Annotated in this window: 21 protein-coding genes and 1 pseudogene; 7 read left to right on the forward strand and 15 right to left on the reverse strand. The window is 38.9% G+C overall.

All coding sequences use genetic code 11. The annotated features are described in order from the left end of the window. Positions 1–68 precede the first annotated feature (68 nt). From DFQ12_RS21395 to DFQ12_RS21405, 3 genes are read right to left on the reverse strand one after another with little or no spacing between them, the layout of a single operon-like run. The gene (locus DFQ12_RS21395) at positions 69–1,421 is read right to left on the reverse strand and encodes a RagB/SusD family nutrient uptake outer membrane protein (RefSeq protein ID WP_120261103.1); all 1,353 of its coding nucleotides are present in this window, start codon (positions 1,419–1,421) and stop codon (positions 69–71) included. A 4-nt stretch (positions 1,422–1,425) separates the two neighbouring features. Next, positions 1,426–4,593, reverse strand: a complete 3,168-nt coding sequence (locus tag DFQ12_RS21400; RefSeq protein WP_167457329.1) for a SusC/RagA family TonB-linked outer membrane protein — start codon at positions 4,591–4,593, stop codon at positions 1,426–1,428. A gap of 1 nt (position 4,594) precedes the next feature. Then, positions 4,595–6,031, reverse strand: coding sequence for a TlpA family protein disulfide reductase (locus DFQ12_RS21405; protein WP_120261105.1), 1,437 nt, complete (start codon positions 6,029–6,031; stop codon positions 4,595–4,597). Between the two features lie 883 nt (positions 6,032–6,914). On the opposite strand from DFQ12_RS21405, the gene DFQ12_RS21410 reads away from it, so the two are divergent. From DFQ12_RS21410 to DFQ12_RS21420, 3 genes are all read left to right on the forward strand, one after another. Next, complete coding sequence (locus DFQ12_RS21410; RefSeq protein ID WP_120261106.1) at positions 6,915–7,409, forward strand: hypothetical protein; 495 nt, start codon at positions 6,915–6,917, stop codon at positions 7,407–7,409. Between the two features lie 240 nt (positions 7,410–7,649). Further along, positions 7,650–8,132 (forward strand): DUF6932 family protein, encoded by a 483-nt coding sequence (locus DFQ12_RS21415; RefSeq protein WP_120261107.1) that lies wholly within the window; start codon positions 7,650–7,652, stop codon positions 8,130–8,132. A gap of 18 nt (positions 8,133–8,150) precedes the next feature. Further along, complete coding sequence (locus tag DFQ12_RS21420; protein WP_120261108.1) at positions 8,151–8,444, forward strand: hypothetical protein; 294 nt, start codon at positions 8,151–8,153, stop codon at positions 8,442–8,444. On the opposite strand, the gene DFQ12_RS28540 is transcribed toward DFQ12_RS21420, so the two are convergent. Both DFQ12_RS28540 and DFQ12_RS21425 read right to left on the reverse strand, forming a co-directional pair. Continuing rightward, positions 8,441–8,563, reverse strand: coding sequence for a hypothetical protein (locus DFQ12_RS28540; RefSeq protein ID WP_279634420.1), 123 nt, complete (start codon positions 8,561–8,563; stop codon positions 8,441–8,443). The two genes, DFQ12_RS21420 and DFQ12_RS28540, sit on opposite strands and share 4 nt — an antisense overlap. Positions 8,564–8,708: 145 nt before the next feature. Beyond that, positions 8,709–9,620, reverse strand: coding sequence for an Rpn family recombination-promoting nuclease/putative transposase (locus DFQ12_RS21425; protein ID WP_120261109.1), 912 nt, complete (start codon positions 9,618–9,620; stop codon positions 8,709–8,711). A 342-nt stretch (positions 9,621–9,962) separates the two neighbouring features. Here DFQ12_RS21425 and DFQ12_RS21430 point away from each other — a divergent pair, with 342 nt between their 5' ends. Continuing rightward, positions 9,963–10,628, forward strand: a complete 666-nt coding sequence (locus DFQ12_RS21430; protein ID WP_120261110.1) for a TetR/AcrR family transcriptional regulator — start codon at positions 9,963–9,965, stop codon at positions 10,626–10,628. A gap of 36 nt (positions 10,629–10,664) precedes the next feature. On the opposite strand, the gene DFQ12_RS21435 is transcribed toward DFQ12_RS21430, so the two are convergent. Next, positions 10,665–11,978, reverse strand: coding sequence for an aminotransferase class I/II-fold pyridoxal phosphate-dependent enzyme (locus tag DFQ12_RS21435; RefSeq protein WP_120261111.1), 1,314 nt, complete (start codon positions 11,976–11,978; stop codon positions 10,665–10,667). 326 nt (positions 11,979–12,304) lie between these two features. On the opposite strand from DFQ12_RS21435, the gene DFQ12_RS21445 reads away from it, so the two are divergent. Next, positions 12,305–12,655, forward strand: coding sequence for an OmpA family protein (locus tag DFQ12_RS21445; RefSeq protein WP_208642601.1), 351 nt, complete (start codon positions 12,305–12,307; stop codon positions 12,653–12,655). Positions 12,656–12,742: 87 nt separating this feature from the next. Here the strand turns inward: DFQ12_RS21445 and DFQ12_RS21450 are convergent, their stop codons facing one another. The 5 genes and pseudogenes from DFQ12_RS21450 to DFQ12_RS21465 form a co-directional block, all read right to left on the reverse strand. Beyond that, positions 12,743–13,654 carry a DUF4625 domain-containing protein gene (locus tag DFQ12_RS21450; protein WP_120261364.1) on the reverse strand — a complete coding sequence of 304 codons (912 nt, stop codon included), beginning with the start codon at positions 13,652–13,654 and terminating at the stop codon, positions 12,743–12,745. Positions 13,655–13,908: 254 nt separating this feature from the next. After that, a pseudogene (locus DFQ12_RS21455) lies at positions 13,909–14,013 on the reverse strand (CsbD family protein); the annotation flags it as partial. Between the two features lie 40 nt (positions 14,014–14,053). Beyond that, positions 14,054–15,607, reverse strand: a complete 1,554-nt coding sequence (locus DFQ12_RS21460; protein ID WP_120261115.1) for a hypothetical protein — start codon at positions 15,605–15,607, stop codon at positions 14,054–14,056. Positions 15,608–15,649: 42 nt separating this feature from the next. Then, positions 15,650–15,826 carry a hypothetical protein gene (locus DFQ12_RS28220; RefSeq protein WP_167457330.1) on the reverse strand — a complete coding sequence of 59 codons (177 nt, stop codon included), beginning with the start codon at positions 15,824–15,826 and terminating at the stop codon, positions 15,650–15,652. Between the two features lie 468 nt (positions 15,827–16,294). Further along, the gene (locus tag DFQ12_RS21465) at positions 16,295–16,480 is read right to left on the reverse strand and encodes a CsbD family protein (RefSeq protein ID WP_046675215.1); all 186 of its coding nucleotides are present in this window, start codon (positions 16,478–16,480) and stop codon (positions 16,295–16,297) included. A 212-nt stretch (positions 16,481–16,692) separates the two neighbouring features. Here DFQ12_RS21465 and DFQ12_RS21470 point away from each other — a divergent pair, with 212 nt between their 5' ends. Further along, complete coding sequence (locus DFQ12_RS21470; protein WP_120261116.1) at positions 16,693–17,214, forward strand: hypothetical protein; 522 nt, start codon at positions 16,693–16,695, stop codon at positions 17,212–17,214. Between the two features lie 89 nt (positions 17,215–17,303). Here DFQ12_RS21470 and DFQ12_RS21475 read toward each other — a convergent pair whose 3' ends face one another. Both DFQ12_RS21475 and DFQ12_RS21480 read right to left on the reverse strand, forming a co-directional pair. After that, entirely contained in the window at positions 17,304–17,924 is a 621-nt protein-coding gene (locus DFQ12_RS21475; protein WP_120261117.1) for a hypothetical protein, read from the reverse strand. 82 nt (positions 17,925–18,006) lie between these two features. After that, positions 18,007–19,917 (reverse strand): polysaccharide biosynthesis protein, encoded by a 1,911-nt coding sequence (locus DFQ12_RS21480; RefSeq protein WP_120261118.1) that lies wholly within the window; start codon positions 19,915–19,917, stop codon positions 18,007–18,009. 273 nt (positions 19,918–20,190) lie between these two features. Here DFQ12_RS21480 and DFQ12_RS21485 point away from each other — a divergent pair, with 273 nt between their 5' ends. Then, positions 20,191–21,291 (forward strand): nucleotidyltransferase domain-containing protein, encoded by a 1,101-nt coding sequence (locus DFQ12_RS21485; RefSeq protein WP_120261119.1) that lies wholly within the window; start codon positions 20,191–20,193, stop codon positions 21,289–21,291. A gap of 84 nt (positions 21,292–21,375) precedes the next feature. Here DFQ12_RS21485 and DFQ12_RS21490 read toward each other — a convergent pair whose 3' ends face one another. Together DFQ12_RS21490 and porN are read right to left on the reverse strand one after the other, a co-directional pair. Next, positions 21,376–22,332: a nucleotidyltransferase family protein gene (locus DFQ12_RS21490; RefSeq protein ID WP_120261120.1), complete on the reverse strand. Its 957-nt coding sequence runs from the start codon at positions 22,330–22,332 to the stop codon at positions 21,376–21,378. Positions 22,333–22,520: 188 nt separating this feature from the next. Further along, positions 22,521–23,573, reverse strand: coding sequence for a type IX secretion system ring subunit PorN/GldN (porN, locus tag DFQ12_RS21495; RefSeq protein ID WP_167457331.1), 1,053 nt, complete (start codon positions 23,571–23,573; stop codon positions 22,521–22,523). Positions 23,574–23,579: the final 6 nt, after the last annotated feature.

Raw genomic sequence — 23,579 nt, forward strand, 5'->3', positions numbered from 1 at the left:
TACTTTCCTGGTTTATCAATGAAGCCCGTATTTGTCGTAAATACGGGCTTCTGTAATTTATTCCTTAACTATTCTATCAAATTGTTATACATTTTTTCCGTTCTCGGAATGGGAAAACAATACATCTTACCATTGGGTTCCAGACGGTAAGTATTACCATTATATACCCGTTCCAATGTAACCTTAAAACGAGGATCTTTATTTAGCCGTCGTAGATCAAACCAACGCAATCCCCGAAAGACCAGCTCCCGAATCCGCTCGTCTAAAACTATAGTCATTGCATCACCCACGTCTTCTGCCTTAAGCATCATGGTGCTTGCCTGTTTGTTGAATCGGTACTTCCGCAAATGATTTAATGCAGCCAATCCTGCTGCAATGCTGTTTCTACGGATAAGACATTCGGCTTGTATAAGATACATTTCGCTTGTTGTCAGCCCAGTGAAAGGTACCGATGATCTAAAGTAATATGTTGCTTTCATCTGCGCATTCCCTTGCCCGTCAAACTTAAAATATTTACTTTTCCGTAAGTCTTCGGCCGTATATAAGGAAATCCATGCAGGATTAACGATCCCGTTGGTATACAGTTGCGAAGCCTGTAAAATCGGCATTGAATAGAAAATAATCTCCGGATTTTTTACCCTAAAGGGATCTTCGAATGTGTTACCGACAAGATTATAATCGAGCAAGTCAGGCTGTAACTGAAGGCTCAACGAAGCATATTTCTCCGCATTTTCGTAATCAAAGCGACTTAAATATACGCGTGCCAGTAGCGCAAAAGCTGCACAACGGCTGGGTCTTGAAATGGCAATGGAAGCCGTTGAGAGCAGCTCCGTTGCTCTCAATAAATCCTGAATAATCTGATTGTAACAGACGTCGACAGTTGACCTTCCCGCTTTATCATTGATATCCGCCTTTAGTTTCAGGACAATTCCGAGATCCGTATTAGCTGTCTCTTTGTCGTAAGGAACGGCATACAGCTGCAGCAGATGAAAGAAATGCCATGCCCTGAGAAACAGCGCACTCCCTTTGACCTGATTGTATCGTGTTCTGTCGGAGACATCCTTCATGTCATCCAGACCTTCCAGCGCCAAATTTGCTTTCAGTACCTGCGCATAAATATTCGTCCAGTCAAAATCTATTTCCATCTGCTGCAGGCCCTCATAATTCCAAAGGTAAGCATCCGACAGATAGGAGGCCGATGATTGCAGGCTGTTATCTTTGGCAATAAATTCATCCGTAGCCGCATTTATCAGACCGGGGGTCTGATTCATCTGTTGCGCGACGTCATCCAGTAAGGCTTGGTAATCCGCCAGAGTTTTAGGCACTACGAGTGCCTTGTCCGGTTTTACATCGAGGAAATCGTTCGAGCAGGATATCATACCCAAGCATACGAACATATATAAATAGCTAAATATCTTCATTGCATTAAAATTTAAAGTTTAGACCAAACGATATCGTTCTTGATGGCGGGAAGTCAACCAATGGATAATCTGGATCAAGGCTATTTTTTGAGGACTTCCAGATTATTCCAAGATTGTTCGCATAGACAAAGAACGAGGCATCCTGAATTTTCATTTTCCGGAGCCTATTTTGAGCTATTGCATACGATAGTTTTAGATCCTGCAATCGGAGATGATCACCTTTTTCGACAAATAAGCCCGTATTATTGTAAAAATTATCCCGGTTTGCATTATTTGTCTCGGGAATTGACGGGATCACTGTGTACTGTTCATCTCCCGGCTTCTGCCACCGGTATTCGTAATCGCCATGTTGACTATTCGCTGTCAGTACCGCAGCCATCTTGACGGTATTGCGACGATAAAAATATCCAAGGCGGTAGGTCATATTGACCGAGAGGGAAAGATTACGCCAGGTAAACGTATTGCGCAGACCACCAAATACCGTAGGCCTTTGGCTTCCATGATAGACAATCGAATGCTCATCCATACCCGCAATAATGGCCGCATAGTTTTCACTTTCCTGTCCATCCAGATAACCGACCGGATTTCCATTCAGCGGATTGAGGCCTTTAAAAGGATAAGAATAAAGACCATACGGAGGCTTTCCGACCAGCGTCACCTGTGCTCCGGTGAAGCTGGTCACCTGTGGCAGATAATGCGTTATCTCATCCCTGGCGATGGACAAAAAATATTCTGTATCCCAACCGAAAGCTTTTATAAAGTTTTTAGTTTTTAACTGTACATCCAGTCCGGAAGTTTTTGTATTTGCATAATTTTCTGTAAAGGAGCTCACCCCAGCAGATGGCGCATACGGGGTTTCGCCAATGAGATCCAGTCCCCGTTTCCAATACCGTTCTATTCCTCCCGTAATACGGTTATCCTTACTTGCGAAATCGAGCCCGAGATTCAGCACTTTGGTCCGTTCCCAGCGCAATGCCGGATTTGGTGGATTGACGACACGCGCGTAAGGCAGTCCTGTCAGGATCGCATTTCCATAATAACGGATCGTGGTAAATGCTGTAATGCTTTTATTTATATTGCCGTTATAACCATAAGAAGCTTTGAGCTTCAAGTACGGAAATATTTCCGATTTATAGAAGGAGGCTTTAGATAGTTGATAGGCCATCCCTACCGACCAGAGCGGCACCCCTTTTTGATTGGTACGTACGCCAAAGAGATTGGACTGATCCAAACGTGCAGAAGCATAAAAATCCAGCTGTCGATCATAAGTATATGCGATATTGCCATAAAAAGAGCGGTATCTATCCACGGTTTCAACCAGCTTCTCGCCATTAGCTATGGTCTGTTTGGAATTAGGATTTACATATCGCGGGTAGCTATTGACAAAATCCACATTCGCACTGAAGGCCAGATCATCATTATATCCATAGAGCAGATTTGAATTGGAAACCGCAGGGTTATCCCGGATTTCAAAGCCAGCCATAGCACGCCATTGGTGTTGCTGCCATTCTTTCTGATAATCCAATTGTGAGCGAAATGCATGGTTATGGCTTTTACTATTTTCGGTATTCAATATCCCACCTAAGGGAATAGGTCTGATCAAGCTTCCATCGGATTGTATCTGTGTGAGATTATTGATCAGGTCACGACTGAAGAACGTTTCCGGCGGATTATATTTCCGAAAATCATTTTTGTTTTGTGTGTACTGGTAGAGTGCTGTCACACGTAGGCCATCCCAGATCTTATAGTTCAGATCGGCATACATTCTGTAGTATGAACTTGCAGCAGTCCTTTCTGTCAAATAAACCTCTTCTAGTGGACGAGAACTCCAATCCAGCAATCCGTCTGCTGTCGCTTGATCAATAAATGCCCAAGGATAATTTTTCACTGTCCTTGCATAGCTGCCATCTTCATTACGCAACCGTGCATAGGGATAAAGCTGCGATTGCCCAGTCATATTCAGTCCGTTATTTCCAAGATTGGGACTCTCCTGCCTGCGCTCGCTCAGATCTACTGCGGTCGTCAATTGCAAATGGTCATCCAGCAAGAAAAAGGTGTTTTTTAAGTTGGCGGAAAGACGTTTAAGCCCATTTCTGACGAGTTCTTCCCTATTATCATCATACCCTAGAGAAATGTAATAAGTCTGCTTCTTGCTGCCCCCACTTAAATTGATATTGTATTGACGGTTGACCATATTTTGGTAAAGATATTTGTCCATGTCCATTCTGCTATCAATGGTCTTAAGCTGTTCGATCTGGGCATCTATCTGATCTGCCATCGCCGGATTATCCCGTTTTTGAATTAGCAGAGCGATCACCGGCGTATAGGGCGTTTTATTGACACTGGTCTCAGCAGCTTTATATACACCTTTATCGAAAAGGTATTTTTCCAGTTCGATAAAGGAGCCTGTTGACATACGAGGCTGGTAGTATAAATCAGGCTTAGCTCCTATAGTCATATTTACATTAAATCCCAGTTTTGGGCTATTGTCTCGCTTTCCCTGTTTAGTTGTGATCACGATTACGCCATTGGCAGCCTGAGCCCCCCATATCGAGGCCGCTGCAGCATCTTTTAATACGGTAATCTGCTCCACATCGTTCGGGTTGATATCAAGGATATCGCCTTCGTAAGGAAAATTATCCAATACGATTAAAGGATTGGATTCAGAAAATAGCGTACTCTGTCCACGGATCGAGATCGCCCGGGGGCTGTTTCTATTGAAGAGCATCCCTGGCACACTACCATCAAGTCTGCTGATAATATCCGTTGACACCTGCCGGTTCAGCTGCTTTTCATCCAACGTAGCGTAGGAGCCCGTCGCCCGTTCTTTTGTTATAAACTGATAGCCGGTAGAAATCTGCACTTCCTCCAATTGATTCTCTTTCGATTCAAGCAATACCACAGGATTTAGCAACAAATCCTTTACAGCGACCCGTCTTGTCATAAAAGATAGATGAGCAATTTCAATGGAGTCTGCTGGCCGTAGATGGTCAATTCTATATTTACCCGTATGATCTTTTAATAAAAGCTGTTGTGTAGACAATATCTTGACACGCGCATCTGTTACAGCTCCATTGTCCCGCGATGCATGAATAACAAAGCCTTGCCTATCCTGTGCTTTCCCGATTCCCTGAATCAGGAGTACAAAAAGTAAAATTGTAAACGCTCTCATGCTATTTAGTTGAAACTTCATCCGCGATGATCAGTACTTCTACATCTCGCTCCTGCGCTACGATTGCAAGGTCATACTTTGCAAGCTCCCTGTTCAGGGCTTTGAGATCAGTTAGCTTGGCATTGATCGTAATATCGACCGGCCCACGATAATCCGTCAGGTTGACCAACGGTTTTTTCAAGGGAACAAAAACACGATCTTCCAAAACACTGATTAGTAAGCTCAATGGATATTGGTTGATCCTACCGCCATAGGGACTGATGGTATTGATCTTTTCTCCGCCTTGGGATTTTATCTTGTCGACATCCGAAGTCCTTACGAGGCCATAGGACGGCACTTTTCTTTTTTCGGTATAAGCACGGTAATCAGGAAAATGCTGTCTAAGGTCATTGCGCATGATACTCCAGGCTTGGTTTTGATATTTATTCGCTACCACCAATTCATAGCAAAAGCCCCTATCTGCCTGTAGCCAGGAAATATACTCAGCACCCTGCTTTCTACTGTTTATTGCGAGGGAATCCTTGCTCAATATGATGGTATTATGCCAGTTAAAATAACGGTTATGGTCGGAATGCGCCAGCTGATACAGCTGTATCATACTTAGGTTGTGTGCAAAGACCCGTCTATATGCCACATCTTTCACTTGCGGATGGTCATCATGCAGCCCTACCGTGTAAGTATATCCACAACCGAATCTGTCTGAATATTCAGTCAGGGTACTTTGTTTGATAAAATTCGTATTCCATATTTTGTCGGGATCAAAGAAAACAGGCTTGGTCTTGTCATAAGGCGGATGGTAGTCATTTTTAATGGGAAGACTAATTTCTTGACCACGGATTATTATTTCTATATTATCCGCATTTATCTGCCTAGCATCTGTAATCGCCAGTACCCTACCCTTCCCATCCAGCCATATATAATGCGGAATGGTACTATGTTTGAAAAGATTTGAAAAGAGGGTATTGTCTGTTATATAATCTAAGTTTGACGGCATTACCTGTGCTCTATTTCGCATTTCAAAAAAACTACTGACTTTATTTGCTGTTTCATAGGTTATAGGAATAACAGCTATATCCTTGCTGTAGGTAAGCTGTAAAGAATCCATTTTTGGCAATGAGGCGATGCAAGGAGCACACCAAGTAGCCCAAAAATCAATGATCAGTAACTTCTTATCCGCATAGTCATTTAGGGAAATTGCTTTACGACCAGTTGACGTATTTAACGCTGGAAATTTTGATTCCCATATTAATGCAGGCACAGTATCCCCGATCTGGAGCGGCTTTACAGCAAGAGACCCATCGGCCCCGCTGTCCTTGCGGGGCGTCTGAGCCGATAAACTAAACATAGAAACTAAGCATAGGATAGATAGTAGGGCACTATATATACATGTTGTCTTCAGATTGGGCAAGAGCTCTCCTGCCCCAAAAAAATGTCTCATTTTTTAGGTGTTTAAAGAGTGACCAAAACACATCGCTTCCCCTTCCGACTTAAATCAGTTTTTCTAGGTTCTTAAGCCTTGCTCAGGCCACTCCAGTAAATAAATAGAACTATTAATAGGTTCTCAGATGCGGTGCTTGACAATTACAGGTGATTTGATAGAGACGATACCGCATCCGTTGGAAAAAATGAAAAACCGACCTTTATTATAGAAATTCTATATTTATCTTTTCTAAAACTTTGCATCTGACTTGCGAATTCCGTACTTTTAGGGTGCTAGAATAAAAGAATGGAAGATCGGGCATTTGTCGGGCATTGATCTTGAAAAAATCGGGTCGGTAAAACCAACAATTGACATGCTGTAAATATGCCATTAAGGCATTTTTATGTGCATTCCGCTACCATAAGGTATCGGCTTTGTCGATTTTGAGGTTATTAGTTTTTACTCTGGTGGGCAGTATTTGTTCTTGATAAGCAGCGATACTGCAAGCTGCCGAAGTTGATCCTTGATCTGCTGTCGTGCTGTGATTATTCTTGACTCTCTTTGTATCATAATTCAATAGTTGGGTTATCAAACAGAGTCTCCTAGGAGGAAAATAAGAAGGGCATATCTATAAATATAGAAGAGGCAAGCCCCACTATCTTCTACTGAATACGAGGTACGACGAATACCCATGACGCAGTTTCCAATAGGGGAGCTTGCCCCTTCCTTTTGCGAAAATACAAAAAGCACAGGGGGTTCGCAAACCCTACGTCTCGCGTCATTGAAATTTCGTCGTTTCCGTATTCGAGACTAAATCAGATAAACTGATTATAAGACAAATATAATAATAAAAATTAACAAAAGTCTCATTCAAGACTTTTTATTTAAAAACATAAAAAAAATGACTGATTATCAATCAAATAAACTTGAATTGTTTTCTAAACACATTTCATCCATACTTAAGAAAAAGATTAAAGATAGATCAGCATTAAAAAAGAAATCTGAGGAAATATCAAATCTTCTTAGTGAGAGCTCCCCCAAACTGGATGGTAGAATTTTTCATAAGGTCTTGATTATTTTAGGAGAAGATATTGATGCATTTTGTAACAATTATTTTGGTAAACACGAGGGGCATATATTAGCAAGTTTAGAGAAGAATGGAAACTTATTTCACGATTTGATTAATCCTTATATAAATAGCCAAAATCAACTTAGTGATAGCTCTAAAATTATTGCTAAAAGATTTAATAGACTCTTTTCGGGAGAACTTAAGGAACTCTATGCGGATGAAATATATGGTTTATCTAAAGCCTTAGCATGTAAAGCTAGTGAACTCTTCGACTACTTCTACGGCGACGGTCCACGCCCAATGATTGGAATTACAGCTTCTGAGTAAAATCAGTTGCCGAGACCGAAGATTAAACAGAAAAAAATACAGATCTTTTTGATAATAAAATATTTATAACTAAATTAGTTATGCCGGTTAAAAGAAAACCAACATTTAGCTAAGCCTTCTAATGCAAATTGGGAGGCTTAATTATTAACGATTTTTTGAATACTTCTATGACAGCAGCAAAGACCTGTTATAAGACATAGTACCCGCTGCTGAAGACGTAAAATAAAAAGATTACTATATATGACACTAAATTTTGATTCGAAAGGCAATCTTGTGCCCAACAGCAACATTAAATGTTCTTTAGAGGTATTTCACAAGGTTTTTGTTGAGGAAATCGCCACCCCAATTCGAGCGTCTCTGTATGAATCTTTCTTAAGATACACTTCAAATCTGAAAGACGCAATAGATGATGCTGAGTTGATTTGCTGGATAAATGGTTCATTTGCGACCAAGAAGAAAGAGCCTAACGACTTGGATCTGGTCACTTTCATTAATTATGATACCATTGATCAAAAGGAACAGTTTTTGCAGGATTTTAAATATCCAAATTCTTTAGCTAAATTTGGGTTAAATGCTTATATCGTAAAAGTATATCCGCGAACTCACACTAAATATTCACTTTATATTGGAGACGAGATGTATTGGATGGACAAATTTGATAAAAATAAACGTAATAGGAACGGAGTAAAAGTTCCAAAAGGATTTGTTGAGATTATTCTGTAATCGTTAATTGAAGGTAGAATGAAAAATATAGAATTATATAAATTGATGGATCTTGTTGATGAAATCAAGAGAATTGATGCTGTTATTCTATTGCACAAAAATGCAGAAAGTAACGAATTTATGGCTTCACAATATGAAGCAAAAAAAGTAAAATTAATGGCTCAGCTCATAGATGCCCTTGCCGCTCCCAAAGTCCAATCTGAACAGAGCTTTTCTTTGATTCAAATGTTGCTGTCAAAATTTTACCCGAATAAAGTTGACAAGCAAGCTTTTAAAGAAAACGGTCTTGATGACTTAATGGCCGTAATTTAGTTTTGCTCGTCTTTAAAAGTACATTTTATCAACTTTTCGAATACCTTTACGGCGATGCCTAATGTCCAATAAACGGGATTATACCTACCAAGTTGAATATCATTAAAAATACTTTTCATAAAATATAGGTTAATAATAAGTACTTACCTCACATCGACCGAATACAGGGGAGTTTTTAATTTAAGAAAACAACAGCTTAAAATGACAAAAGCCATTCCCTTTAGGAAATGGCTTCAACATTATTTATAAACTTCAAAAATTACGCTATTTAAGCTTTTCGATTTCTTCCATAGGAAGGCCCGTAACATCACTAATATCCTCCTTGCTAAAACCTTTGCTCAACATCTTCCGTGCAGATTCAATAGCTTGTTTATGTTCTCCTTCAGCAAAACCTTTAGCATGTCCCAGCGCTTCTCCAGACCTCAAAGCCGAATTAAAAACACTTTCGGCATCTCGTTTATGCTTTAGACTTGATTCGTATGACATTCTATCCTCCTCTGTTAATTTACCTATTTCTCCTACTTCAAAGATAAGACCAAATATTCTCTTATCCAAAAATGACGGCAACTTATCCATGGTACTCAAGTGTTTAAGCACGTACAGCCATTGGTCCATTACTGTTTCCAATTCCGCAGGCCTTTTATTAAACATAGGCAATGAAACCAATTTATATCCCAACTTGTCATAAAAGATTTCATGTGTATCCTTATCACATAGTGCTACGTCATAGAAATAGGGTCGATCAGTATTACGTAGTGGGAGGACATTGCTCTCTCCATGCAGCTTAAATTCTAAAACACCGATAAAATAAACCTCAGGTAGGCAGTAATTATTGCCTTTCTTTCCCCTTGATAATTGTTTACTAATTAATCGTGAGGTATAGTACACAGCTCGATCCCTAAAAAATTCTTGAAATAATTGCTGCATCTCTATAATAAATATCTCGCCATCATTTCCGATGCAATGTAAATCGAAAACTACTCTTCGCATATCTTCCTGATCACCGTCATACTCTACAGACTTGTAAAATAAATCAGAAATTACCTTTTCACCCTCAAATAGGCTATTGAGGAATTCGATTAAGAGAATTTTATTTTCTTCTCGTCCGAAATAAAGCTTCCAACCAAAGTCAGTATTCGGATCAACGTATTTACCAATATATTTTAACTTAGCCATAATTTTTAAGTTTTTGGTTATTAACACAAAGATACAAAAAAAACTAAAATAATTAGCAAACCTTAATTAAGTATATTGATTGGGGTACATAAAGATAGAATCCTTCATTGGTTTAAGTGATCCATCCTGCAATAGTATTATTATATCTAACGACTCCCTACCTCCTAATCTTTAACATTAACTGGCCTCAAAACAGGTCAATTCGTGAAATAATTACTGTAATTTTTATAACTAAATGCTTAAATAATTTTCAACTCTTCAGCTAATTAAATTTAAGCCAAGGTGATTTTTTCATATATTTGATATTAATCTGTAAATCTTTCGATTTCAACAAGTAATATTATGACCGATAAACACCAGTCGAGAAAAAAATACCAGGGAGAAAAGAATAATAAAGAGCGGACGATGGGCAAGCTAATTGCTGCCGTTGGTAAAGTCCTTAAAGAAAAAGGTTACCCCGGACTTACCATAGCTAATATTTCAAAGGAGGCAGGTGTCGACCGTAAGCTCATTGGTTTATACTTTGGCAATTTGGACAAGCTGGTTGAAACTTACATAAGAGGCAAAGACTATTGGCTTTCTGCGACCATGAATGCCGTTGAGTATTTTGGAAATGCGCCCGAGGTAGGATCAAGAGGTTTTTTAGAATCTTTATTATTAAATCAATTGGAAGATTTCCTTTCCAACACTGAAATGCAAAAGATTTTGGCCTGGCAGATCTGCGAAGAGTCTGTAATTATGTCTGAGATCTCCCAAGAACGGGAAAAGATGAGTGCGCTTTTCTTCGCCTTTGCAGATAAAGAACTTCAGGGCAAGGATCTCGACCTGAGGGCAGTCGTAACAATTTTGGTTGCAGGTATTTATTATATTGTTCTTCACTCGGTACATACAAAAAGTACGGTCTGTGAAATCGACATTTCAACCCCGGAAGGGATGAACAGGATCAAAACTTCGATCAAGAACATTTTGGGCTGGGCTTACAACTCGGTTGAAGAACCCGCGGGATAAACCAAGTTTTGGTTTCAGAAGATCCTGTTGCTTGTTTTATTCCTTTTCAGTACCATGCTCGCTAACAAATTCACCGTCCGGACGATCCTCCAAGCGGGCTACGACCTTAAATGCAGCATAGATCTGATCGACTGCATATTGATGCTCCTCTAATGTCTCAAAAAATACGTCATTCAGGGTCTTAACCATATTTTCTATCTGATTGTATGACTGAAGTGTCGTTATTGTAAATCTTATCCCCGAATGATTTTTTGAAACAGCGGGAAATACCCCAATGTTTAGCAAAAATCCGTGCTTGATCATTTTTTCCATAATAATGTATGCCAGCTCGGCTCTTGACGTACCAACAAAGAATATACCCGAATCAAAATTCGAAATTAACGGCAGGGAGGTTGCTTTAAATAAGGAGCTTGCATACTTTATTCTATTCGCTAATGCTGTTTGTAGTTCATAAATCTCCTCAGTTAAATGGATCTTCGCAGAGGCAACCGCAGCACCTAAGGTTGAAGGTTGCAAAGGGCCGGAGGAATTGAAAGGTGCCCCACAGGCACGTACCCTTCTGGCGATTTCCTTATTTGGAAAAACCAAAAGACCTCCGCCTGTCGCAAAGGCTTTGGCCATCGATGAGGCTACGATCATCCTTTCATGTATGGTATGGTTACCAAGTATATATCCTTTTCCATTTTTACCCAATATACTCATACTATGTGCATCGTCGATATAGGTATGGAATGCAGGATAGGCATCCAACAAATTAAAGATCTCATCAGCTGGACAGCGATCCCCAAACATGGAATAAACACCATCAGCAAAATACCAGACCCTTTTATATGTTTTTTGGAGTGTTTCGATGCGTTCCCGCAGTAAATCTAAGCGGTTATGGCGAAGGACTTCAAAGTGAATTGGCCAATTTGCCCTAAATACGTTTATACCGCTTAACACGGAATTATGAAGTTGCTGGTCAGCAATGACAGCATCTCCCGGATCCAGAATCACAGGTATGGCGGACAGGTGTGCAAGTGTTGTTGTCGGTGCAACAATGGTAGGGGCCTCAAAAATCCCGCTCATCAACTCTTCCAGTTCTCTATATAAATCAATGGAAACATATGCTCTTGATTCGGAAAATTGCACCCCATATTTTTCTACGGCAGCTATTGCAGCACGTTTTAAACGTTCATCATGCTCCAGTCCCAGATAGCTACAAGAGGTAAAGTTCACTAATTCTGAATCATTAATGCGGATAAGGTTGTCGGTTGTCAGATTACCATCCTGAGTTAAATGAAGAATACCTCTTTTAACACCTTCAGAAATGCTCTGATCAATAGCGGAAATAAAATTATGATGGTTCATGCATTTGGATTTTACGGTTAAGTAATTTATTAAAGTTATCGATTTCCTACTAAATAGTTGCGAAATTTCTCGTTATTTGATCCGCATTCAATCAAAAAGATCGGCAATGGCAGTCTTTCATTTTTCGCTTTAGGCACAAATTTATCAATTCAAAGAGAGAAAAGAAAAGTACTATTATTTGCACTCGCAGCAACTATGGTTTCCTGTAATCAAAAGCCAAAGGAAACCACGTCACCTTCCGTCCCACAAGATACATCAGCAACAGAGAAACCTTATAAAATTGACACATTGGCAACGCTTGGATCTAGCTAGTATCCGCTATCCGGGTGCCGATATCGGCGTACTTCCCTTCTTTACTCCGCCAAAAGGCTGGTGACAAACCCAGCATCACGGCTGAGGGTACAGACGTGGTCATTCAGATTGCAGAAGCGCTAAAAAATGATCCTACGCTCAAAATCTCCATTGAAGGACACACGGACAATACGGGCGATGCAGCCCACAATAAAAAGCTATCCGATGGGGATGCCAATGCCGTGCTGACAGCATTAATGGGTCAAAAAATCGACAAATCACATTTAAGCGCCAAAGGTTACGGTACCGAACGCCCGATCGTCGCCAACGATTCCGAAGACAATAGAGCTCAAAATCGTCGCGTAGAACTGGTTAAGATTAAATAAACTTCCCAGATATGATTATATGTCGCTTTCCGTGATAGAAAGCCACATATAATCATTGTTGATCAAACCTATTAAAATGAGACGAATTTATTCATACACTATGGTAAGGGGAACAGACCTAAAGGTACTCATGTTAAACGTTGTGTTCTTATATAGAATGACCAGATTGTACTGACCAGATTGCCATTGTCGGTCGCCAGTGATTTGATTGCCCAAACCGTCTTTTTCCGCACCGATAATAATATCATCACCACTTATCGCACCATTGGCCAGCTTATACGTATTGATTTTAGAGGCTGGCCCTAGATCTTTATGCTCCACTTTGGAAATAATTATGGCTTTCGTGAGATTTAGCTTATCAACGGTTTCAGGAAAGTAGTTCAGCGTCCGTTTGATCAATGCTGTATATAAGATGCCGTCACCCTGTATTTGTTTAATCTGCGCCCGGGCCGTAAACTTATCTCCTTTTTTGAATACTATCGGGGTCTCAACATAGGTACCCATATAGTAAACCATATCATCGTTTCGGGAAAAGATATCACGGTCCACGACGGGATCGACGGGCATATTAGCAGCATCAAAAATCTGAAAATCTTCTTTTAACTCCAGCTTCGATCCATTTACGTCATTTACAATAAAGAAGAAATCATATCTTCCCTCGGGTGCTTCCTTTGGAATGGTAAAATGTTTATGGACATTGGCATTTTTTAATCCTTTAAACTCATCCCAGGCAATTTCCATTTTCCATGGTGAGGTATAGGTCTGCCCAGCCTTTGGCAAAATCTTGACCTGAACAGATTCTATTTTATCTCCGGCAAGGAGATCTGCATTAAAATGAAAATCGCGGCCTCTAATTGCCTGTTTATTATTTGCATAACCGATTTCGACATTTTCAGCTGTCGGCTGACTAATTTCGGACTCTTGTTTATCTTTCTTGCAAGAAACAAATAGTCCAGCGATGAGCGTGATTGCGAGAAGAATTTTTACTGACTTGGTCATATGTTTTGGTTTTATACGTTTTGCTGTTTTATTCATACTGCCAGTGAGAAAGGATTAAAATCTTTTTGTTCGGCAAACACAAATGCAACATAGATGCAAATATAACAATCGTACATACAAAAGCAATACAGTTGCATTAATTATTAATTCAGCACATCTAACCAAATTAACCTAGACACGGAAATCTGGGCACGAAAAAAGCGGATAACATCATTGTTAACCGCCTTCCTATTATCACAAAAAAACACTTATTTCTACAAACCGTTTAACCAGCTATTAACCTCATCCTGTGTTTTTCCAGTCTTCTTCTGAAGTTTACCGACCAATTCATCTTCTTTGCCTTCTGCATACAATAAATCATCATCCGTAAGACTATTAACTAAATCCTATTTTGCATAATTATTTCTTTACGCAACGAATAGAGAGAGCCATATCTTCTGGAACTTGATTTATAATACGCGGTTCTCCAGTCGTAGAAATAACACCTTGCGATTTATATAACGACAATGCTAATTGAGCAAATTCACTAGATCCATTTTTCAATAAATATCTTCCTGCTTCGCCTGGATTTTCCGTTGTGCTTGTCGAGTTGGTATAATAATTTAATAATGGCAAGAAAAGAAACTCTCTGTAACGATCTGACGGATGAGTTTCAATACCAAAAAACACTCCCCCTCTTTCTTTTGAGCTTTCAATTGGAGGATAGTAGGTAAAATTACTTAGAACAGTCTTGTTGTTTGTCAACAGTATTTCAACCTCATTTTTGGTAGGGAGTCTCCATTTGTTTAATGGCTGAACTAGCTCGCATGGATCTCCATTGTTACCGTTAATAGTTGAGTTTGGTTTTTTATTCGCCTCAGAGCCTCTCACTTTTGGCTTTACATAATTAGGAAAGAAGTATCCATCTCTTCTGTAAGCATTATCAGCATTAGCAAAAGAGTAACTATCGTTATTTTGATCATAATATAAATTTGCATCCGCGAATTCTACCCCTGCAATTTTAAAGGTCTTATCAGTTTTAGAGCCCAATTTAAGCTGTATATCATATTTCACACCATCTTCTATAGTTAGGCCAGACAAATGAATTTGTCCCTCAATTCCGTTTATAATAACATTATACATACTAATTTCAGCTTTATTCGGGCCTGTCTTTAATACAAATGGATTACTTTTCCAGATGGAACTCGAAGGATTGACTGCTGGATAAAGCATATTTTCAGCATGCCCTTTCCCTTCATAAGTTATAGAACCTGTATAAAAGTTTAATACCGGGGCATAAAACACGGGATTGACGTAAAGGCTTCCTATCTGCTGAATAGCACCTATATTTTCTGTATTCAAAGTTACAGTAGCTTGAGCAAACATATTCTGAAGAACAATATTTAGATTGACATCTTTGCCCGCAACGACTTTAATATCCCCTTGCCAACGAAGACGATTATTGGTATAACCTCGATCATCATCGAAAGCTAAAAGCGTATATTCGCCAGGCGCTAAATCAAAAGAGATATCTGCATCATCGACCCCATGTATAAATCTTTTTGAAAGACGTATATTTTCTACTGCGCCCTTCCCAGTTACGTTGATCGTATATTTTATACCTTTTTCCAATGGCTCTATAACAGCTCCGTTTGGTACAGACTCAGCACGGGTTGATCCCTTTACTACTGGTTGATTTGTGCCGACAGGAATTAGAGTCGCTATGATTTTATATTCGTCATTGAATGGAACTTCTTGAGACTGTGGTGCGGTAGATGTTATAGCATTTTTTCCATTCGAAGCTTTTGAAGAAATGTTATCGTCTAATCGAGTAAAACTTGTACCCCCCATTTTCAGTTTTACTTTGCCTTTATCCGAATCTGCGTTATATTCTTGTTTATCTTTCTGACAAGACGAGGAAAAGACTAGCGTGGCCATAAAAAATACCACGATTTTATTTAGAGTTATTTTCATTTTTGATACTTTTAAGATTAAAATAGGATTTACTTATATGGCTTACCAATAATTATTTTCAACTTCTTCGCTTATAGTCTGTGAATCTTTCCACCCTTGTTGAGTTGCATTTGATCCACTAGCGATGCCATATTCTAATTCTATTTTCTTTACCTCAATTTTTGGCGCTTCATATATTTGTTTTGAACCGCATAATACTTCAATTTCTGTTCTATTCATTTTTTTTGAAAAATTGTCGATATAATTCCTTAACGACTTAAATAATTATACAAACGTGGAATTAGAAACCTCTAGATATCGCACTATACGTGCTAAAAATCAGGTTAACGTTTTCTAGGCTAAATTTTTACAATTAAATGCAAAGATAATAATTAACAACAAATATCAAAGATATGACGAAAAAGAGTAATTCACTTCAGTTTAAAAAATTAAAAATGTGACCAGACAAATGTCTTTTTGCGAAATCAGGATGATAATCAGGGCAACGCACCTAGTAACAGCGCAAAAAAAGACGGGTTAGAAATAAAATAGTAGAACTTTTTAATTCATTATCTTCCGACTAATTTTAAAAGATTTCCCCATAAACTATAGTACTTTCCATAAGAACTTAAGGCGAGAAAAAACAACATAAAAAAGCGGATAACATAATGCTATCCGCTTCCTATTATCGCAAAAAAACACTTATTTCTACAAACCGTTTAACCAGCTATTTACCTCATCCTGAGTTTTACCAGTTTTCTTCTGAAGTTTACCAACCAATTCATCTTCTTTGCCTTCTGCATACAATAAATCATCATCCGTAAGATCTGCATATTGCTGTTTTACTTTGCCTTTGATCTCATTCCAACGGCCTTTCCATGTTAATTCACTCATAATATCTTTCCTTTCGTTGTTTATAAATAGAACAGCCTACGCCCAGAATCGTTTAAAGAATAATGTTATAAAATGTTAAAATCAGCACCATTTTGCATCGACTTCTTATTGCTCTACAATAATTCATTCGATAAATAAAAAAACACCAAATAATCTGGATGCTTTCGTATATTTAACTCGTAATTTTATTATAAATCTAAAAACATAGGAACATGTTCAAGACATTATCGATATTTGGTATGCTGATTTTGGGCATCACTATGAATTCTCAGGCACAACAGGATTGCCAAGAGATAAAAGTAGCATTGAAAAAAACCAAAGCCGAAAATGAATACCTAAAAAACTCTTTAAAAATTGGAAAAGCAGTAAAAGAATTCAATACAGATAAAATTCTATTTAAGTTAACAAAAGTCGAAGGGGATTCAAAAGCACAAACCGTTACGTGTACTATCGTTTTGACTACTTCAGCGGCTAATTGGTATATTAATTCAGACGTTAGATCAATTATCGATATTGATGGCAATGAATATCGTTTAAAATCATTCACCAATGGCGCTTCAGATTACCTAACAGCCATTCAACTAAATACGGATGTACCTATAAAATGTACCTATACATTCGAAGGTATACTACCGGCTGTGAAAATGATCAAATTATTTAAATTCGGTTATTCGCATTCGGCAGGAGAACCTTATTTTGTAGACTTTAAAGATATTACAATTGAATGGAAATAGCCGATCACGAAAGTCATAGGCTGAGGATTAGGTTTTCAATGATGTTTTAGATATCGTGTCGAATAATACTCCTTAACAGATAAACAGAGCTATTCAGAACAACGAAAACTTTCCCATAATCCATTTAGCTTTGTCCATATAGGAGCAATTCGTTCTTGTGGTGAAAACTGATGAAAAATAATTGTGTGATCTATTCCGGCACATTTTTTTAAATGAACAGTTGCATGTAGAACAATTGGCTTTTTACCCATGTAATCCACCATATGGATGGTTCCGGTAAAGGTCGATTCGTCCTGCCCTTCCGGTTTGTATAATTTCTTGAAATGTGCCCTGGTTTTCTTGATCAGCTCCTTTGGCAGGGCGCGCTTTTCGATGTTACGATTTACGAGCCCATCGAAATACATGGCCAGATTATTTTCAACTGTTTTTGCATCAGGTGCTTGCTGCCCCTCCACATACCACAAGAAAGCATAAGACCAGTATTCATCACTCTCGGGCTTACTCCATCCGGTTGTAAAACGTACATCTTCTACTCCTTTATAAGGAATTTTAGGTGCAAAGTCAATGGGTATCGGAAATCGTTCTATTCCCCAGTCGTCAAGACTAAGACTGTATGGAGCTTGCCAAGCTACAGGATCAAATTTTTCCTGTGCTAGCAAGCAGGGATTGATCGCAAAAGTAAAAAATAGAGAAAAAATAAACACCTTCATAACAAACTCATCTATTGCCCGTTGTATAAAGATACTTATTTTTGAGTTAAAAATGCATTTACTATTTACGTCCTGACGAGGGTTATTTGTCCAATGCCGAAAACATCGAATTCTGGGAGCGGTATTCGGGTACGATATCCTTAATTAACTGCACCAAATTCATTTTATCATCATTAGGATCAGCAGCTTTCACAAGTGTACATAATTGCTCTACACGTGCCTTCTGCAATTCCAAATCGGGTGTATTAACCTTTGCAATCATTATCTTATCATGATAGGTCTTTTCGGTATTCTCCCCATTCGCAAGAAGCTCTTCAAAGATTTTCTCTCCAGGACGGAGACCTACAATTTTGATATCAATATCTTCGGGATAATTATATCCTTTGAGCCTAATCATCTGCTTGGCCAGCTCCATAATCTTAACTGGTTCGCCCATATCAAAGACAAATATTTCCCCACCTTTACCCATTACCGCGGCCTCCTGTACCAATTGACAGGCTTCGGGGATGGTCATAAAATACCGGGTTATATTTTCATCGGTAATTGTCAACGGCCCACCCTTGAGCATCTGTTTTTCAAACAGTGGGATGACGGAGCCATTAGAGCCCAATACATTACCAAAGCGGGTCACAATAAAGTTAGTCTTCGAATGTATATTGACCGTTGATATCGCGATTTCGGCAACACGCTTGGTCGCCCCCATTACATTCGTCGGATTCACCGCCTTATCAGTAGAAACCATCACAAATTTGGAAACATTGTATTTATCGGCCAGCAGAGCGACGTTGTAAGATCCCCATACATTAGTTAAAATAGACTCATAAGGATTGGCTTCCATTAAAGGCACATGCTTATAAGCGGCAGCATGGAAGACATAGGTAGGTTTATAAAACTGGAACAAGGTGTCCATAAAGGACTCATCCCGAACATTCCCGACAATAAAGGTACAACGGACAAAATGATTGCTGCTACTCAGTTCCTGTTGAATATCATATAAAGCGGATTCAGCCTGGTCCACCACGATAAGCTGTTTTAAGTCAGTATGGGCTAGCTGGCGCACCAGTTCACCACCGATTGAACCCGCCCCTCCGGTTACCAAAACGATCTGGTCTTCCATCTCGGAGGCAATGGTCGGATTATCCAGATCAATCGCTTTTCGGCCTAATAAATCCTCTATACGTAAGCTCCGGATTTGTCGTGTCGCTACTTCACCTGCCAATAAACGGGCAGTATCTGGAATAATTTTAACAATTAATGGAATCGGTTCAGCGAGTTTAAATACCCTATTCAGTCGCTCTGGTTTGCGGTCATCCACGGCAATAATAATTTCGGATGCCTTGCCATGCCTTAATACAAAATCTTTATTTAAATCGTTTATATCATAGATTTTAAACCCTTGAATACGGTTGCCTATACGATGTGGGTTATCGTCCATAATGGCAACGATACGGTATTTATTACGCGAAGTTGTATGGATAAAGTGAAAGGTGGTATTCCCCATATTACCCGCGCCAAAAAGGATAACAGGAATACGGTTATCTTTATTCCCCCACATCAGCTCATGATACAGTGCACGATAAAGCACCCGGCTGAAAGTCATACCGAAACCCGCAATTAATGCATGAAAAAGAAGCTGTGTATCCGAAAAAGGCAACATCGCATTATAGGAGGGATATGACCACTCTATTCCTTTACAAATCAGTACAGCAGAAAAATAAGCCAATCCAATCGCCAGGACAATACGTTGCAATTCACGGATACCAGTCTTATGGACAACCCCCTTAAACGTACCGAAAATACAGAACCAGATCAAATAAACGACTGAAACAAGCAGCGCCTGTCTGATCATGTCGTCAATCTCTACTCCCCCTCTATGCTTGAATATAAGAACATAACTGATCAAAAATGCTGTTGCGACAATGATCATGTCTAACAGCAAAATTATCCAACGAGGTTTGTTGATAGACAAACCTTCTTTCCATAAATTACTCATCTAAATTCTATAAAGATATTATATACTCTAATCGCAGAATACGATTAAAAAGTATCCCTTTCCGTAATTAAATATTTTTAAAACAATTAATCGTTTGCGAAATTACTAAATTACAAGACAAATAATTGACAAAAAACATGCCGAATGGAGGTATCCTCTTTACCATTTTATATATTATTTTTTGCTGCTTACTATGATCATGAAACTTCAACATCATCGGAGTACGAGTGAAAATCACTATCTTTGGACAAATTATTTTTGCTAAGCATCTAGATGGACAACCAACTAAAGGATATATTTTTTCAATTGCTACGAATCGGTTTATGGGGAGAAGGAACCTTATCTCTGGATCAACCAATGACAACAGATGATTGGAATAGAATATACCGTTATGCAACCAACCATACCATAGAAGGTCTAATATATGATAGCTTCTCTTTTTTAGAAGAACATCAGCTTCCACCACAGTCGCTAAGGTTAAAATGGGCAGTACGTGTCGATCAGATTGAACGGCACAATGCAAAAATGAACAATGTCATTGCGGAGCAGTTTACTGCTTTTAGCTCTCATGGTATCCGCCCCATTTTACAAAAAGGTCAGGGGGTAGCTTCTTATTACCGAATCCCCAACCATCGAATCAGCGGGGACATTGATTTCTGTTTTGAAGACGACGGCTATGCAAAAGCACGGAGCTTTCTGAAAGAAAATCAGCTAAAATTTCAGGATACCGCAGGCTTCAGCTTAGATTATAACTTTAAAGGGATTCATATTGAACACCATAAAAAGACATTTGATTTTCGTAGTCCACTTAAAAGAAGTTACCTCAAAAAACTTCTGGAAGTATATAAGGAAAAACAACAAACCGTATCGATAAATGATATTTCAGTACGATTACTAGCGCCGGAACTACAGTTGCTCCAAGTCAATATACACATACTAAAGCATCTGATCACCTATGGTATAGGCCTACGTCAATTTTGTGATTCCGCAAGACTCTATTATCTTGTCTCTGCACAAATAAATAATGAAGCACTGCAAAAGATCTATGAAAAAACTGGTGTAATGAAATGGACACATCTCTTACACAAGATTTTGGTTGAAAATTTAGGTCTTCCTACGAGTAAACTACCTTTCCCTTACCCAGAAAATCTTGAAACCGACTGGATGCTTGATGAAGTATGGTATTCGGGAAATTTCGGTTTCAAGGACGAAAGGTTTGAAAACAGTAAAAAATCAACACGTTTTGCCCGGCCGGATTCGCCAAAACGTTTATGGCAAAATTTTAAACGCTATGTAAAATATGCCCCACAGGAAGCTATCGCTTTTCCCCTAATTCATACTTACTCGAAGTTTTTGGGGCGAGATAGCGATTAGGACGAAGGAGTCTTTTTGCATATAAAAGGCGTATCTCTTTATTTAATGAAAAATACGCCCTTTCCTCTATTATTTGGTTTTATTTTAGAAATCTAAATAAATCGTCTCATCCACCACTTTTTTAACCGGCCACAGTCGTTCTGGATAATGACGTGCCTGGATCAACTCCTGAATACTCCGTTGTACCTGATCTTTATCTTCTTTATAGGTGACACCAAACCACTTTGCATCTGTTGGTAATACTGAAAAATTAGCAAGACCATTTTTCACCATATAATCCGGAAGGTCAGGAATAAAAAATTCTGCCTTTGGATTTTCATAATTACGCTCGACAAAATCGGGGAATAACGCACGTGCTACGTCAAATATTTTGGGCGTAAATCCCCAAAAGTTCATAGAAACCCTCGTATTATTGGGTAGAATTGTTTCATTTTCCTGCTGCGCATACACTATATTTTCGTCTTTACGATAAATATTAGTCCGCTCAGTCACGCTTTGCAGATGATCCGCGTCATTGACTTCACAGACACCACGGGATACATAACCAAAATCAGACAGGGTATTCCCCACTTCAAATCCTACAAGGGACATCTCCTGATCGGTGGCTCTTTCGCGAAGAAAGTGCGCCATCTTCTGGAATGCATCATAGCCATAAAAATCATCCGCATTGATGACACAAAATGGCCCATTCACAGCCTGCTCAGCGCTCATTACTGCATGGCCCGTCCCCCAGGGTTTCTGACGTTCAACAATACGATCTACACCAAATTTACTTAAATCAAAGTTTTGGTATACATACTCCACTTCGACTGTATCAGGCAATTTATCACCAACATTAGTTTTCATTACCTCCAAAAACTCCTCTCGAATGACAAAAACCACCTTGCCAAAGCCAGCACGTATTGCATCATATATAGAATAATCAATTATCTTTTCACCAAATGGCCCAAAACTCTCTACTTGCTTTGCTGAACCATAACGGCTTGCCATCCCGGCCGCCAAAATGACCAAAATTGGCTTTTGATCTAATATTTCCCTCATTTTTACGTTAGTTTAAAAGCGATTTTTTATTTAAAAAAGAATTATCCTAATTATATAGAACACCCTATAGGCAATATTTATACCAACCTCATTCGTTTATTATTAATAAATCATGAAATTTTAACGAAGAAAGCGAGCTGACCTATAGAAATAGAACAAACTCGCTTCCGTCCATTTAATTCATACCTTTACAGCTTCTCTTCCGTTGCTTTATTATTTTCTGAATTCTCAGAATTATTTTTCTCTTGCTGTTCCGACTGAGTTTTTATTTTTTCAGTCTCCGATTGATTAGATTGACTCCCTTCGAGTTCCTCCGCCTTCACTCCTTTCGGATTGCTCCATAATTTCTTTTTATAAGCGTCCAGCTTCTCCTCTACCTTCCGGCCATCTAATAATTGTCCACCATTCTCAGATTCTTTTACATTCTGTAACATACCTGGAGATGATTCACGCACAATTGTACTCGCAAATTTGTTCTGCACAAAAAAGTCATCCATGGTCATATCATAAAGCCCTTTATCTGGATCAGAAATATCTACCTGTACCAAGCTATAGCGTAATTGTGGAAAATATAGCCAAAAAGCAGGCGTCGCACCCACAGACTCCGCTAACTCAGCAGAAGTAGTAATATTCATTAATGGAGCCACACCGATAATGCGTGTTTCCAATCTGCTCCGTTGTTTATCGAAGAAGATATCTTCCTTAACGCGAAATTTAGTCACCCTGCTTGGATCAAACTCGTTCAGGGCCATTTTGGAATCGATCTGATTTCCTTCGCCGTCAAAGATGGGTACCAACACACTATCTGCAAAACGCGCCATACCTTCCTGTGCACTTAAACGACCTTTGAAAGAATCATCATCAGGGCTATAAAGCGAAAGTTTTCCTTTTTCAATTGCTTTCATTACCACTTCAATCAAAGAGTTTCCTGGAATGGCTAAAATATAATTTTTTTCATCCTTTAGATCGATATCACGCCATACCCGTTTATAGAAACGAATATTCTTCTTGTTCACCTCAGGATAAGCAAATGGCACCGCATCTTCCATATTGTTCGCCTGATAAAATCCATCTGTAGTTGGAATCGTATCCGGATTAACTTCCCCCGAAACGACTGGTATCGCTGACATTACATTATTTAAAGTATCCTGTTTTCTAGGAACCGTATCTATTGTCGTCTCTTGCTGAGCGAACAATGATCCAGTTACCAATGCCATGGTAACTGTCATTACTGCTTTCATGTTCAT

This window comes from Sphingobacterium detergens, from assembly GCF_003610355.1.
GTDB classification, from domain to species: Bacteria; Bacteroidota; Bacteroidia; order Sphingobacteriales; family Sphingobacteriaceae; genus Sphingobacterium; species Sphingobacterium detergens.